Consider the following 13,752-nt stretch of genomic DNA (forward strand, 5'->3'; position numbering starts at 1 on the left):
TGGAGCGCTGACAGCAACCTGAACGCAGGAAACGAGATGGCAAAGTTCTACGATGCGCGCGGCAATATCTATGGTGTGGTTTCACCCCTGCAGGTACGTGAGGTGGGTATCGACCTGCCGACCAACGCACAGGAGGCGGCGTCATCCAGAGCCATCTGGAGCGAGCACGCTATCGCGACATTCTGCCAATGGCCGGATGGGATTCGCCCCACCGGCGTCAAGCATCATCGCAGCGATGGCTTGCTGATCGGCCCGTTTCAATCCTCGCCACCCTTCGACCTGCTGATCGTCAACACCGACGGCACGCTGGCCGAGCGCAGCGGCAACGGCCTGACGATCTTCTCCCAGGCGCTGCTCGAACAGGGGGTGATGCCGGAGGAGGGCGCGGCGCTGCGGGTGCATCACGACAAACAGGACGCACTATCGCCCGTGCCGACCTCGGTGAAACCGGCGCAAGTGGCGGGCGTGCAGGGCTTCTGGCTGGACCTCGGCCAGCCCGGTTTCGGCCCGGCGGCGGTCGGTGCGCTCGGGGTTGAGTCGCACCCTTTCAATGGTGTGGAAGTCAGCGGTGTTCGACCGCTGGCGCAACTCGATCCTGCCTGGGCGCACAGCCAGTTCGTGCGCATCGGCAATCCGCATTGCGTGACCCTGGTGCAGGATGAAGCCGCATTGCCGAGCAACGCACAGATGCTTGAATCGCCGCTGGCAGACTGTCTGACCGCCATCGCCTACGCCATGCCCACCGGCGCCGGCCAGCCGTGCCCGGCCGGGATCAACCTGCAATGGGCGATGCGCGCTGGCGATCAACGCATTGTGGCGCGGGTGTTCGAACGGGGCGAGGGGCCGACGGCGTCCTCCGGCACCAGCGCCAGTGCGGTGGCGTCTGCGGCGTGGTGGGTAGGCTGGGTGTCGGCGGGAGAGGTGCAGGTGGTGATGCCAGGCGGGACGGCGCCGATTTTACTGGAAGAGCGCGATGGCGAGCTGCTCGGCGTGCGTCTGTTTGGCACCGCACATCGGACAAAAAGGTGAAGTCCCTTTCATGATCGTCCCCCCGGGAACGATTGATCCCTTGGGACTTACTGTGGGCCGGCCTGCGGCGCTTGTCGCCTGTCAGATCTGACAGGTCGGCTCTATCGTTTGGCGATAAAGCCGCCCCGATCCATAACCATGAAACCGTTCATTGGCCCTTGAACAGTTTTACGGCGACAACAGTGTCATCGTCCACCGTCACATACAGCAGGGCTTTGGGCTGCGTTTCGGGGCTTTGAAAACACTCGACGATCACAGCCTTCGCCGAGCAGGCTTGCAGCGCCAAACGGTCTGCGTGCCGCAATTGGCGTTTCACGGCGGCACTCAACGGAATTGGTGAATGGCCCTCGCGAACGTCAGAGCAAAATCTCGAAGTGACTTCTCTCGGGGTAGGGGGCGGTGGTGATTCAAGGCCCGCGTCTGCAAACAGATGATTGAGCTGCTCCGCAGCGCTGACCGCTCGGGGGAAACCGGCGAAGGCCGAAGCCTGCAGCAGTATTTCAGTCAATTCACCCGGTGCGAGGCCCGATGCCAGGCCGGTTTTGAGGTGCACGCTCAGCGGTGGTCCGACCATGCCCGAGGCGACAATGGCGGCAAATGACACCGCTTCGCGTAATCGCGGATCAAGACCGGGACGTGAGTGTAAATGTCCGTACACCACGCCAACGGCAAGTTCGCGCAGTGCGGGAACGGTACGAAACAAGGCGTCGAGCCTGTCCCCGCCATCGGGTACGAGTTCGACAAACGTATGGCGGCCTTCCTGGTAAAGCGTGGCCTTGGGATCGGAAGTGGTCTTTTGATTCATGTCGCGTCCTCACGGATCAATGAGGATGGCAGCGGAGCAACTACGCGCGAACTACGGCATGACAGTGCGTCCATCGGAAGAAGTCGGCGCCGTTGCAGCGCCGACTTCTACACCTTAGACGAATTCCACCACCGGCATCTGCCGCTTCATCAGCACCTTGCCGTTGCGGATCGAATACAGCGGCAGGCCCTGGCTGCGGATGACTTCGTAATCGCTGTCCGCCGACAGGATCAGCAGGTTCGCCGGGCGGCCCTGTTCCAGGCCGTAGCGCTCACCGAGGTGCATGGCCTTGGCGCTGTTGTCGGTGACCAGATCCAGCGCGCTCTGCAGGTTGCGATAACCGAGCATGTGGCAGATGTGCAGGCCGGCTTCGAGGACCCGCAGGATGTTGCCGTTGCCCAGCGGATACCACGGATCGACGATCGAATCCTGGCCGAAGCAGACGTTCATGCCGGCTTCGAGCAGTTCGTTGACGCGGGTCACGCCGCGGCGTTTCGGGAAGTTATCGAAGCGACCTTGCAGGTGAATGCTTTCGGTCGGGCAGGAGACAAAACTGATCCCCGAATGGCCGAGCAGGCGGAACAGTTTGGCGCAGTAGGCGTTGTCGTAGGAGCCCATCGCGGTGGTGTGGCTGGCGGTCACGAGGGCGCCCATGTCGCGGCTGCGAGCCTCTTCGGCGAGCACTTCGAGGAAGCGCGAATGCGGGTCGTCGGTTTCGTCGCAGTGCACGTCCACCAGGCAGCCGGTGCGCTCGGCGAGGTCCATCAGGAATTTCACCGAACTGACGCCCTGATCGCGGGTGTATTCGAAATGCGGGATCCCGCCGACCACGTCCGCGCCCATGCGGATCGCTTCTTCCATCAGCTCGCGACCATTACGAAACGACTCGATGCCTTCCTGGGGGAACGCGACGATCTGCAGGTCGATCAGGTGACGGCTTTCCTCGCGTACTTCAAGCATCGCCTTGAGCGCGGTGAGTTGCGGGTCGGTGACGTCGACGTGGGTGCGCACGTGCTGGATGCCGTGGGCGGCGAGGGTTTGAATGGTTTTCCTGGCCCGGGTTTTGGTGTCTTCCTGGGTGATGGTGACCTTGCGCTCGCCCCAGCACTCGATGCCTTCGAACAGCGTGCCGCTCATGTTCCAGCGCGGCTCGCCGGCGGTCAGGGTGGCGTCGAGGTGAATGTGCGGCTCGACGAAGGGCGGCACCACCAGATTGCCGCCGGCGTCGAGGTCGTCGGGGCCCAGAGTCGGCGCTTCGGTCTGGCGCGCGATGCTGCGGATCAGGCCGTCTTCGAGGTGCAATTCGTGCAGACCTTCCTGGTTGCGCAGTCGGGCGTTGATGATGTGCATCGGGCGAATCCTTTTATAGATCTTGTAGAGGGGCGGCCGCGTTGCGGGCGCCGAGCAGGCCGGTCACTGCGATATACGTTAACGCGGCAACGGCGATGCCGACCAGCGGCGCGACCCACGGCGAGCCGAACGCGGCGACGGTTCCGGCCGCGTAAGCCGCCAGCCCCGGCCAGTTGAACGCCGGTAACCGTGCGTCGGCCAGACGCGGATAACGCCCGCGCCAGCGGAAGAAAAAGTCCGCCATGATCACCCCGCCAATCGGTGGGATGACCGTGCCCAGCAGGATCAGATAAGGCACCAGCATGTCGTACATGCCCAGCAGCGCGAGCGCCGTGCCGATCACGGCACCGGCCAGGGTCACGGTCTTGCGGCGCCCGGTGCGCAGCAGGTTGCAGCCGGCGACGGCGAAGTTGTAGATGGTGTTGTCCTGGGTACTCCAGATGTTCAGCAACAGCATGGCCATCGCCGCCATGGCGAAGCCTTGCAACAGCAGCACTTCGACCACGTCGGGTTGTTGGTAGACGATTGCGCCGTAGGCGCCGATCAGCACCATCAGGCCATTGCCGATGAAAAAGCCGATCAGGCTGGCCAGCACCGCAATGCGCGCCGAGCGCGAAAAACGCGTCCAGTTGGTGGCCTGGGTCGCACCGCTGACGAAGGTGCCGAACACCAGCGTGATGGCCGTCGACCAATCCAGCGAACCGCTGGGCACGACGCTGAGCAAACCGTCGAGGCCGCCGACTTTCACGGTGGCGACCCACATCGACAGCATCAGCAGCAACATCATCGCCGGTACCGCGATGTACGACAGAATCTCCAGTCCGCGATAACCGACATACGCCGTGGCGCAGAACACCAGGCCGAACAGCACCATCAGCCCCAGCACCGTGGCTTCATTCAGATCGAAATATTTGCCGAGCACCACCGCCGCCGTCGCGGTGCCCCAGGCGTACCAGCCGATCTGGGTGAACCCGAGGATCAGGTCGCTGAGCTTGCTGCCGACTTCGCCAAAACAGAAGCGCCCCATCAGCACCGAATTCAGCCCGCTCTTGAAGGCGATGTAACCCAGGCCTGCGGCGTACACGCCGAGCAGCAGATTGCCGATGACGATGACGGCGAGCATTTCGCCGAAGTTGAACGCCACGCCGAGCTTGCCGCCGGCAAACATGGTCGCCGTGAAGAAGGTGAACCCCAGCAGCACCATCGCCGTGGAGGCCAGGCCTTTGCGCGCGTGCATCGGCACTTCGCTGAGGGGGTAATCGTTGCCGGGATCGTTTTGCGTCATGGGGCGTTCCTTGCTGGAAAGGGGAGGACGCGAAGTGGTTGCAGCGGTCGTGCCAAACGCGATGTTGCGGGTATTTATAGACGAGACACGGATGATCGGCGCGAAAGCAGTGCATCGGGCGCCGCACCGAACCATGTGGGAGCAGTTGTTCCCACAGGGTCACGGGATTGGATCAGAGGAACCGCAGCAGCGCAGCGACGATGGCTTCAGGCGCATCCTCCTGCACCAGATGCCCGGCATTCGGGATCGGATGAAATTGCGATCCTGGAATCATCCTGTGCAACTCGCGCCCGCGCTCAATGGGTATCCACTGATCCTCTTCACCCCAGAGAATCTGCACCGGGCAACGGATCGTCGGGTACAGCGGCTGTGCCTCCAGCGTGTAGCGCTGATCCATCTGCGCGATCTGCCGGTAGAACGCCGCTTGCCCCGGATCGCCCAGCCACGGCTGCACGTAGGGCGCCAGTTCGTCATCGGGAATCTCCCGGTGAATCGCCCCGCGAATGTAGGTCGGTACGATGGCGCGCTGGATGTAATCCGGCAGGCCGCTGAACGCCGCTTCGTGCTGGCGCACGTGCTGCACGAACGGCGAACCCCAGGGTGTCAGCGCGACCGGGTCGATCAGGGTCAGGCTGCGGTAATCCTTGCCGTTGAGCAGATGAGCGCGCAGCACGGTGGCGCCGCCGAAGTCGTGGGCGACCACGTCCGGGCGTTGCAGATTCCAGTGATCGAGCAACTGAACGAGCAATTCGTTCTGCACGCCGAGGGAAACGTCGGCATCCGGTTGCTCGGACTGCCCGTAGCCCAGCAGGTCGAAGTAATGCACCCGATGCGTGGCAAAAAAGTGCGGCGCGATGCGGTGCCACACATAGGAAGAGAAGGGCGTGCCGTGCACGAATATCAGCGGCGGGCCGTCGCCGCGTACCCCGTGGCGAATCTGTCGCCCGTTGAAATCAAAGACCTGATCCAGCAGCCAGTCCGTCATGGGCCTGTCCTCTTGGCGGGTTCGAGCCAAAAAGCATAGGCGTAAAAAAACCACCGGTCTCGGTGGTTTTTTTGTGTCGCGGGAATTACTCGCCGCGATAGATGCAACCGCTGGTGCAGGTCTCGTGGATGCGGATCGCACTGAGTTCCGGCAGCAGGGGCTTCAATTCATTCCAGATGAATTTGGCCAGCACTTCGCTGGTCGGGTTCTCAAGGCCCGGAATGTCGTTCAGGTAATTGTGGTCCAGACGCTCGTACAGCGGCTTGAAAATCGCCTTGATCTCGGAGAAATCACGGATCCAGCCAGTGTGCGGATCGAGGTCGCCGCTCAGGTGAATCGCCACTTTGAACGAGTGACCGTGCAGGCGTCCGCACTTGTGGCCGTCCGGTACGTGGGGCAGGCGGTGGGCGGATTCGAACGTAAATTCCTTGAAGATTTCCACAGTGATTTCAGCTCTGTTCAGATGGCGTTCGCCGCAGCGAATTCGGGCAGGCGGCGAGTTTATCAGCTTGTTCCCGGCTGTGCTGACTAAAGGGTCAGCAAGCGCTCGGCGAGGCGACCATTGGCAGTCAGTTCAAGGAATTCGTCACCCATCCGGCGGCTCTCGTCCATCGCCGCGCGCCAGTATTTCTGTCGGCTCGGCGCATCGCCCATGAATCGCTTGAAGTCGTTACGGTCGGGGAGTTTGCCGTAGGGCAGACGCGCCAGGTATTCCTTCGACGGCGCGAGCAGCAGCACGTCCTGCAAGCGCTCCACCGAAGCTTTGCGCCACGGCAGAGTCTTGTCGAACCAGCCCGGGATCACTCGGTCGGTGAAGTGCGGATAGAGCACGATGCCGTCGCCGCTGTAGGGCAGGTCGAGGTGGTAGTCCAGCAGACCGCCGTCGCGGAAGGTGCCGGCACCGGCGCCCGGCAGGTCGCGCACGCCTTCCATGACCATCGGGATCGAACCCGATGCCAGCAGCGCCTGGCGCAGGTTGCCGGCGTCGAGGGCGACGAAACGCGACGGGAAGTCGTTCAGCGCATGCACCGGCGGCGCGAGGCGCGGGTCGTGGATGATCAGCCGTTCGAAGTGCCGCGACAGCCGCGCACGGCCGCGCAGGTTATCGGCGATCACCGAACCCAGCGCCAGCCCGAGCCGGCCGCGATGATCCTCCGCCAGCCCGCCGTGGCTTTTGACCACCATGATGTTCAAGCGGTAATGGGCGTTGGTCAGAAGGCTCGTGTCTCGGCCGTCGAGCAGGTCATCGAGCATGCGCTGCGAACTGCGGCTGACCTCGGCAATGGTCACGCCTTTGTTGAAGTTCTGCTCGGTGTACAGCTGACCGAGGCGGCGGATGCCTTCGGCGGCGTCCGGCAGGCAGGCACTGGCGAAGCGCCAGGAACCCACCGACGCACCGATCAGCGAACGCTCGCGCGGCGCCGCCGGCAGCCACTCGCCGAACAACGCCAGATCCAGCCCCTGAATCCCCAATGCCTTCGGCCCACCGGCAGCGCCGGGCAGGGTGCCGACGTCGGCGGCGTTCAGGCCTTGGGCACGAATGCGCGCCATGGCCCGCGGGCCGGCCTTGAGGGTGAGGGACGGGAACTTGATGTGAATGGCGGTCATACCGGTCTCGATCGTTAGCAAGCGAAAGATTATAAGCACATGTTGCCGTGGCTGCAGGAGCAGGCCCAATGATGGCAATTCAGTTTCAGTTAAGTTCGCACCGTTAAGGTGCGGCCCGTAGCGACACATAAAAATACGGAGACACCATGAAAACCCTGACTGCCCTGACCATCGCCTCGATCATCGGCCTCACCGCCAGCACCGTTCACGCCCGCGATCTCGGCCCGGATGAAGCCCTGCGCCTGCGCGACGCTGGTACTATCGTCTCCTTCGAGAAGCTCAACGCCACCGCGCTGGCCAAACACCCGGGTTCGACGATCACCGACACCGAGCTGGAAGAACAGTACGGCAAGTACATCTACCAGATCGAACTGCGTGATCCGCAGGGGCTGGAATGGGATCTGGAACTGGACGCGGTGAGCGGGCAAGTGCTCAAGGATCATCAGGATACGTAATGAAGGTGAATGTTCGCGCCACCCGCCGTACGGCATTGGCGCTGGTGATGTTTTGCTCGACGGCCATGGCCCGCGACCTGGGTCCCGACGAAGCCCTTAATCTGCGCAAGCAGGGTGTGATCCTGCCGCTGGAGCAGGTATTGCAGCAGGCGATGGACCGTTATCCCGGCGCGAAACTGCTGGAAGTCGAGCTGGAAGAAAAACACGACGTCTACATTTATGAAGTCGAGTTGCTGACCGTCGAGGGTGTGGCCCGCGAGCTGCACTTGAAGGCCGATACCGGCGAACTCGTGAAAGACAAGGAAGATTGACCGATGCGCTTGCTTCTGGTGGAAGACCACGTACCGCTGGCCGACGAACTGCTCGCCGGCCTGCAACGTCAGGGCTACGCGGTAGACTGGCTGGCGGACGGGCGCGATGCGGTCTATCAGGGCAGCAGCGAGCCCTACGACCTGATCGTCCTCGACCTCGGTCTGCCCGGCGTGCCGGGGCTGGAGGTGCTGGCGCAGTGGCGTGCCGGCGGTCTGACGATTCCGGTGCTGATCCTCACTGCCCGCGATTCCTGGGCTGAGCGTATCGAAGGCCTCAAGGCCGGTGCCGACGATTACCTGACCAAACCCTTCCACCCGGAAGAACTGTATTTGCGCATCCAGTCGCTGCTGCGCCGTTCCAAGGGCCAGGCCAACCAGCCGACGCTCAAGGCCGCAGGACTGCACCTGGACGAGGGCCGCCAGTGTGTCGTGCGCGACGGCGCCGACATTCAACTGACCGCTGCCGAATTCCGCCTGCTGCGCTACTTCATGCTGCACCCGGAACAGATCCTCTCCAAAAGCCACCTCGCCGAGCACCTCTACGACGGCGAGACCGAGCGCGATTCCAACGTGCTGGAAGTTCACGTCAATCACCTGCGACGCAAGCTCGGCAAGAGCGTGATCGAAACCCGTCGCGGTCAGGGTTATCTGTTTGGCGGACAGGCTTCGTGAGATCGATCCAGCGCCGCTTGAGCCTGGGGTTGATCAGCGTGCTGGTGGTCGTCGGTGTGCTGCTGGCGCAAACCAGCCTGTGGCTGTTCGAAGTGGGATTGCAGCGCTATCTCGAAGCCGGGCTGCGCAACGACAGCGAGAGCCTGCTGGTGGCGCTGGTTCGCGGGCCGCAAGGCTTGCAGCTGGATGAGCGGCACCTGTCACCGGCTTATCAGCGACCGTTTTCCGGGCATTACTTCCGCATCGACTTCGCTGACAGCCATTGGCGCTCCCGCTCGTTGTGGGATCAGGACCTGCCGTTGCTCGAACGCTCCGGCCTGCACAGCAACTTGCAACTGGGGCCGGACGGCCAGCAATTGCTGGTACTGCGCTCGGACTATCGACGGCTCGGTCAGTCGATTTCCATCAGCGTGGCTCAGGATTACACGCCGGTGCGCGAGAGTTTCCAGCGCATGCGCCAGATCGGCCTCGGCCTCGGTTTGGCCGGGTTGCTGCTGATTCTGTTGTTGCAACGTCTGACCGTGCGCCGCGCGTTGCGGCCGCTGGAAAAGGCCCGCGAGCAGATCGCCCAGTTGCAGCAGGGCCAGCGTTCGCAACTCGATGAACAAGTGCCGGCGGAACTGGAACCGCTGGTGGCGCAGATCAACCATTTGCTGGCGCACACTGAAGACAGCCTGAAGCGTTCGCGCAACGCTCTGGGCAATCTCGGGCATGCGCTGAAAACCCCGTTGGCGGTGCTGTTGAGTCTGGCGTCGAGTGAACGGCTCGAGGCGCACCCGGAACTGCGCAAGATCCTCAAGGAACAACTGGAGCAGGTTCAGCAACGGCTGAACCGCGAGCTCAACCGTGCGCGGCTCTCTGGCGATGCGTTGCCGGGAGCGCTGTTCGATTGCGACGCCGAGCTGCCGGGGTTGCTGTCGACGTTGAACATGATCCATGGCGAGCATCTGGAACTGAGTTACGTGGCCCCGCCGGGCCTGCAATTGCCGTGGGATCGTGAAGATCTGCTGGAACTGCTCGGCAACCTGCTGGACAACGCCTGCAAATGGGCGGATGCCGAGGTGCGGCTGAGTGTGGTCGAAACGGCTGATGGTTTTGTGCTGAGTGTGGAAGACGACGGGCCGGGGATTCCCGAGGCGCAGCGGGCTCAGGTATTCAGCCGGGGGACGCGGCTGGATGAGCAGACCGACGGGCATGGCTTGGGGCTGGGGATTGTGCGCGACATCGTCGACACCTGGGGCGGGGTGCTGGTGCTGGGCGAAAGCGAGTGGGGCGGGTTGAAGGTGGAGATTCAGTTGCCTCGACGGTGAGCCCGCCCCCACGAGGTTTGTGGTGAGCGGGCTTGAGCGTCAGACCCGAAACTGATCCATCAGACTCTGCTGCTGATTCGCCAGACTATTGAGCGACTGACTCACCCGCGCCGATTCATTCGCCTGCCCCGACAGCGACTCCGTCACATCACGAATCGTCGCCACGTTGTTGTTGATCTCTTCAGCCACCGCGCTCTGTTCCTCGGCGGCGCTGGCAATCTGCAGGTTCATGTCGCTGATCACCGTCACCGCATCACCGATCTGGCGCAGCGCCGTCACGGCCTGGCCGACCTGTTCGACGCTGCCCTGGGCCTGGCGATGGCTGTTGCCCATCGAACCGACCACGTCCTGGGTGCCGTTCTGTAATTGCTCGATCACCTGGCGGGTTTCTTCCACCGATTCCTGGGTGCGGCGGGCGAGGTTGCGCACTTCGTCGGCGACCACCGCAAAACCGCGCCCGGCTTCACCGGCGCGGGCGGCTTCGATGGCGGCGTTGAGGGCCAGCAGGTTGGTCTGTTCGGCGATGGCGCGGATGGTTTCCAGCACGGTGCCGATCTTCTCGCTGTTGGCGGCCAGGCCTTCGACCTGCACCATCGCTGCACTCATGTCGGCGGCGAGGGTGTCGATGCTGGCGGTGGTGCGGTCGATCACGGTCAGGCCCTGACGGGTGGCGCGGTCGGCATCCTTGGCCGCTTCGGCGGCTTGTGCCGCGCTGCGGGCCACGTCCTGGGCGGTGGCGCTCATTTCGTGGGACGCGGTGGCGACCTGATCGACCTGACGGTATTGCTGCTCCATGCCGGCGCTGGTCTGGGTCGCAATCGCTGAAGACTGGTCGGCGGTGTTGCGCGCGTCCTGCACCGAGCGTTTCACCTCGGCGATGATCGGTTGCAGCTTGTCGAGGAAACGGTTGAACCAGCCAGCGAGTTGACCGAGTTCGTCTTTCTTGTCATAGGCCAGGCGGCGGGTCAGGTCGCCTTCGCCGCTGGCGATGTCTTCCAGCATGTGGGCCACGCCGAGGATCGGTTTGGTCACGCTGCGCGCCATCAGCCACACCAGCAAAAGGCCGATCAGCGCAGCGAGCACGCCGAGGCTCAGTTCGATCAGGGTGCCTGAGGTGTTGCTGGCATCGAGTTGCTGCTTGAGTGCTTCGGCGCGACTGACCAGAACCTTTTCCGGCACATCGAGCAGTACGCCCCAGGACGGGCCGCCGGGAATCGGCTGGAACGGCGACAGCACTTTCAGTTGCGCGTTGCTGTGCAGGCTGCTGACGGCGTTGCTCGAGGCGAGCAGACGCAGCAGTTCGGCGCCGCTGGTGGTGTCCACGGCATCCAGGCGCTGGCTGAGTTTATTGGCGTTCGGGCTGTAACCGGCGAGCAGGCCGGCGGGGCTGACGATGCTCACGGCGGTCTGGCCGTCGTAGAGCTTTTTGCTGGCGCTCTGGCTGATCGCTTGCAGGCTGTTGAGGTTGATGTCCACCGACAGCGAGGCGATGACTTTGCCGTTGACCATCAGCGGGAACACGATGCTGGTCATCAGCACCTTTTGCCCGTCGATCACATAGAAGTAGGGTTCGATCACGCATGGCTTGAGCGTGGTGCGCGGGCAGGTGAACCAGGCGTTGGCGGCCTGACCGCTGGGGCCGGTGCTGGTGTCGCTCATGTCGCTTTCCGGCAGGGCCATCGAGGTCACTTTGCCCGGAGTCGGCTGCGACCAGTACAGGGCGAAGCGGCCCTTGTCGTTGCTGCCTAATTCACCTTGTCCGGCAAATAGCTCGTCCTTGCCGTCCAGCGCGTTGGCTTCGAACACCAGCGACAGGCCGAGCAGATCCGGATTGGCCTGCAAGGCCGATTTCACCTGACGGGTCATGTCCTCACGCAGATCGAAGGCATCAAGGAAGCGCTTCTCGGCCTGCTCACGCAGGAACAGCACCTGACGCGAGAAACCGTGGCCATATTGATAGGCATCCATGAACTGCTGGCGAATGCCCGCTGCCTGGACTTCGCCCTGGGATTCGATGCGGGCCTGGGCCGACTCGGTGAGCATTTCCATGCTCGAAGCTTTCACCAGTTCGGAACTGTGCTCCATGCGATACAGCGAAAGACCTACCAACAGGGTCACGATACCGGCCAGGCAGAGCCCGGCGAGCAGGGTGATTTTCCATTGGATGGAAAGTTGTCTGAGTGACATGGAAACGTCCTTATTCGATAAATATCTGAGACTTTGCACTGTAACGGCCGCGTTTCGGCTTTCTTTATGGCGTAAATGCAATAGGGCGAATTGACGCATGTTGTGGCGGATATGCCCTGTTCAGCGGATTGATCATGGAAAGTTACACAGTGTTGCGACCAGTCGCTTTGACACTGCGCCCGCGCTGCGGCACAGTGCGCGCCCTTCTAATAAGACCCTCTATGCAAATCCGCTGGCGACCCTCGTGGCTTGTCGGCCGGACTCATCCTGTCTGGCGGTGAATGGTTTTACCGTCGTGTTTTTGAGGTAGTGAAATGAATGCAGTGATTGCTGCGGTCGGCGTCATGCTGATCCTCAGCCTGTCCCGGGTGCATGTGGTGATCGCATTGATCGTCGGTGCGCTGGTTGGTGGCCTGACCGGTGGTCTGGGTATCGACGCCACGCTCAAGGCTTTCAACAGTGGCCTGGGCGGCGGGGCGACGGTGGCGTTGTCCTACGCGTTGCTCGGCGCTTTCGCCGTGGCGATTGCCAAGTCCGGCCTGGCCCATGCGCTGGCCGACAAGGCTCTGGCGATGGTTGATCGCCAGCATGCGACCGGTGGCGGCAGCGTCAAATGGCTGCTGATCGGCCTGCTGTGGGTGGTGGCGATCGCTTCGCAGAACATCCTGCCGATCCACATTGCGTTCATTCCGCTGCTGGTGCCGCCGCTTCTCTATGTACTGACCAAGCTGCAACTGGACCGCCGGTTGATCGCCTGCGTCATGACTTTCGGCCTGATTACGCCGTACATGTTCCTGCCGGTGGGCTTCGGCAACATTTTCCTTAATGAAATCCTGCTGGCCAACGTTGCCCGCAGTGGCGTTGACATCAGCGGGATCAACGTCACCCATGCCATGGGAATTCCGGCGCTGGGCATGCTGGCAGGGCTGGGTATCGCCTTTATCAGTTACCGCAAGAAACGCGTCTACGACCTGGGAAAAATCGAGCAGGTCGAGCAGGTGGCAGTGCAGTACAACCCGCGCAGCCTGTTGATCGCCGGCGTCGCCATTGCCGCAGCCTTCATTATTCAGTTGCTGCTGGATTCGATGATTATCGGGGCGCTGGCCGGTTTCCTGATCTTTTCGGCGTCGGGCATCGTCAAATGGCGCGAAACGGATGACCTGTTCACCGAAGGCATGAAGATGATGGCGATGATCGGCTTCATCATGATCGCCGCCTCCGGCTTCGCCGAAGTGATGAAGGCCACCGGCGAGGTGCAGACGCTAGTCGAGTCGTCGGCGTCGTGGATCAACCACAGCAAAGGCATCGGTGCCTTGCTGATGCTGCTGGTCGGGCTGCTGGTAACCATGGGCATCGGCTCTTCGTTTTCCACGGTGCCGATCCTGGCGGCGATTTTTGTGCCGCTGTGCGTGCAACTGGGCTTCAGCCCGATGGCGATTGTCTGCATCGTCGGCACGGCCGGTGCCTTGGGCGATGCCGGTTCGCCCGCGTCGGACTCGACCCTCGGCCCGACCTCCGGGCTGAACATCGACGGCCAGCACCATCACATCTGGGACACCGTGGTCCCGACTTTCCTGCACTACAACCTGCCGCTGCTGGCGTTTGGCTGGGTGGCTGCGATGGTCCTGTAACCCCCAAATTCCCTGTGGGAGCGAGCTTGCCCGCGATGGCGTCCGCCTATTCAATATTTATGTGACTGAAACACCGCTATCGTCGGATCGCCGCCCGGGGCAAGCCCGCTCCCACAAGGACATG

The 13,752-nt window shown here is 62.6% G+C and carries 13 protein-coding genes and 1 pseudogene; 6 read left to right on the plus strand and 8 right to left on the minus strand.

Annotation, left to right across the window (positions count from 1 at the left end; translation table 11 throughout):
* Window positions 1-36 precede the first annotated feature (36 nt).
* Entirely contained in the window at window positions 37-1,029 is a 993-nt protein-coding gene (locus CAG25_RS20850; RefSeq protein ID WP_085612762.1) for a diaminopimelate epimerase, read from the plus strand.
* Between the two features lie 148 nt (window positions 1,030-1,177).
* Here the strand turns inward: CAG25_RS20850 and CAG25_RS20855 are convergent, their stop codons facing one another.
* The 6 genes from CAG25_RS20855 to CAG25_RS20880 all read right to left on the minus strand — a co-directional run bounded on the left by CAG25_RS20855 (window position 1,178) and on the right by CAG25_RS20880 (window position 7,062).
* Window positions 1,178-1,834 (minus strand): carboxymuconolactone decarboxylase family protein, encoded by a 657-nt coding sequence (locus CAG25_RS20855; RefSeq protein WP_085612761.1) that lies wholly within the window; start codon window positions 1,832-1,834, stop codon window positions 1,178-1,180.
* Window positions 1,835-1,948: 114 nt separating this feature from the next.
* Complete coding sequence (gene codA, locus CAG25_RS20860) at window positions 1,949-3,184, minus strand: cytosine deaminase (RefSeq protein ID WP_085612760.1); 1,236 nt, start codon at window positions 3,182-3,184, stop codon at window positions 1,949-1,951.
* Between the two features lie 13 nt (window positions 3,185-3,197).
* On the minus strand, window positions 3,198-4,469 hold the full coding sequence (codB, locus tag CAG25_RS20865; RefSeq protein ID WP_064597984.1) for a cytosine permease: 1,272 nt from the start codon (window positions 4,467-4,469) through the stop codon (window positions 3,198-3,200).
* 172 nt (window positions 4,470-4,641) lie between these two features.
* Entirely contained in the window at window positions 4,642-5,454 is an 813-nt protein-coding gene (locus CAG25_RS20870) for an alpha/beta fold hydrolase (protein WP_085612759.1), read from the minus strand.
* Between the two features lie 85 nt (window positions 5,455-5,539).
* Complete coding sequence (gene queD, locus CAG25_RS20875; protein ID WP_007955941.1) at window positions 5,540-5,896, minus strand: 6-carboxytetrahydropterin synthase QueD; 357 nt, start codon at window positions 5,894-5,896, stop codon at window positions 5,540-5,542.
* Window positions 5,897-5,982: 86 nt separating this feature from the next.
* Window positions 5,983-7,062 (minus strand): hypothetical protein, encoded by a 1,080-nt coding sequence (locus CAG25_RS20880; RefSeq protein ID WP_085612758.1) that lies wholly within the window; start codon window positions 7,060-7,062, stop codon window positions 5,983-5,985.
* A gap of 146 nt (window positions 7,063-7,208) precedes the next feature.
* Here CAG25_RS20880 and CAG25_RS20885 point away from each other — a divergent pair, with 146 nt between their 5' ends.
* The 4 genes from CAG25_RS20885 to CAG25_RS20900 are packed head-to-tail and all read left to right on the plus strand — an operon-like array spanning window position 7,209 to window position 9,810.
* Window positions 7,209-7,517, plus strand: coding sequence for a PepSY domain-containing protein (locus CAG25_RS20885; protein ID WP_039770261.1), 309 nt, complete (start codon window positions 7,209-7,211; stop codon window positions 7,515-7,517).
* Window positions 7,517-7,828 (plus strand): PepSY domain-containing protein, encoded by a 312-nt coding sequence (locus tag CAG25_RS20890; protein ID WP_039770259.1) that lies wholly within the window; start codon window positions 7,517-7,519, stop codon window positions 7,826-7,828. The genes CAG25_RS20885 and CAG25_RS20890 overlap by 1 nt, the downstream gene beginning before the upstream one ends.
* Before the next feature lie 3 nt (window positions 7,829-7,831).
* On the plus strand, window positions 7,832-8,500 hold the full coding sequence (locus CAG25_RS20895) for a response regulator transcription factor (protein ID WP_011335105.1): 669 nt from the start codon (window positions 7,832-7,834) through the stop codon (window positions 8,498-8,500).
* Window positions 8,497-9,810, plus strand: a complete 1,314-nt coding sequence (locus CAG25_RS20900) for a sensor histidine kinase (protein ID WP_085612757.1) — start codon at window positions 8,497-8,499, stop codon at window positions 9,808-9,810. Before CAG25_RS20895 ends, CAG25_RS20900 begins: the two co-directional genes overlap by 4 nt.
* Before the next feature lie 39 nt (window positions 9,811-9,849).
* Here the strand turns inward: CAG25_RS20900 and CAG25_RS29135 are convergent, their stop codons facing one another.
* Both CAG25_RS29135 and CAG25_RS29140 read right to left on the minus strand, forming a co-directional pair.
* Entirely contained in the window at window positions 9,850-10,605 is a 756-nt protein-coding gene (locus CAG25_RS29135) for a methyl-accepting chemotaxis protein (protein WP_371807414.1), read from the minus strand.
* A gap of 102 nt (window positions 10,606-10,707) precedes the next feature.
* Window positions 10,708-12,096, minus strand: a pseudogene (locus tag CAG25_RS29140) (HAMP domain-containing protein); the annotation flags it as partial.
* A gap of 215 nt (window positions 12,097-12,311) precedes the next feature.
* On the opposite strand from CAG25_RS29140, the gene CAG25_RS20910 reads away from it, so the two are divergent.
* The gene (locus CAG25_RS20910) at window positions 12,312-13,628 is read left to right on the plus strand and encodes a Na+/H+ antiporter family protein (RefSeq protein WP_039770253.1); all 1,317 of its coding nucleotides are present in this window, start codon (window positions 12,312-12,314) and stop codon (window positions 13,626-13,628) included.
* Window positions 13,629-13,752: the final 124 nt, after the last annotated feature.

The sequence above is a fragment of the Pseudomonas sp. B16(2017) genome (assembly GCF_002113205.1).
GTDB lineage: Bacteria > Pseudomonadota > Gammaproteobacteria > Pseudomonadales > Pseudomonadaceae > Aquipseudomonas > Aquipseudomonas pharyngis.

Bases quoted from the DNA above. Each gene is read 5' to 3' on its own strand.
- CAG25_RS20850 (WP_085612762.1), top strand. From the start codon at position 37: ATGGCAAAGTTCTACGATGCGCGCGGCAATATCTATGGTGTGGTTTCA.
- CAG25_RS20855 (WP_085612761.1), bottom strand. From the start codon at position 1,834: ATGAATCAAAAGACCACTTCCGATCCCAAGGCCACGCTTTACCAGGAA.
- codA (WP_085612760.1), bottom strand. From the start codon at position 3,184: ATGCACATCATCAACGCCCGACTGCGCAACCAGGAAGGTCTGCACGAA.
- codB (WP_064597984.1), bottom strand. From the start codon at position 4,469: ATGACGCAAAACGATCCCGGCAACGATTACCCCCTCAGCGAAGTGCCG.
- CAG25_RS20870 (WP_085612759.1), bottom strand. From the start codon at position 5,454: ATGACGGACTGGCTGCTGGATCAGGTCTTTGATTTCAACGGGCGACAG.
- CAG25_RS20880 (WP_085612758.1), bottom strand. From the start codon at position 7,062: ATGACCGCCATTCACATCAAGTTCCCGTCCCTCACCCTCAAGGCCGGC.
- CAG25_RS20885 (WP_039770261.1), top strand. From the start codon at position 7,209: ATGAAAACCCTGACTGCCCTGACCATCGCCTCGATCATCGGCCTCACC.
- CAG25_RS20890 (WP_039770259.1), top strand. From the start codon at position 7,517: ATGAAGGTGAATGTTCGCGCCACCCGCCGTACGGCATTGGCGCTGGTG.
- CAG25_RS20895 (WP_011335105.1), top strand. From the start codon at position 7,832: ATGCGCTTGCTTCTGGTGGAAGACCACGTACCGCTGGCCGACGAACTG.
- CAG25_RS29135 (WP_371807414.1), bottom strand. From the start codon at position 10,605: ATGGAGCAGCAATACCGTCAGGTCGATCAGGTCGCCACCGCGTCCCAC.
- CAG25_RS20910 (WP_039770253.1), top strand. From the start codon at position 12,312: ATGAATGCAGTGATTGCTGCGGTCGGCGTCATGCTGATCCTCAGCCTG.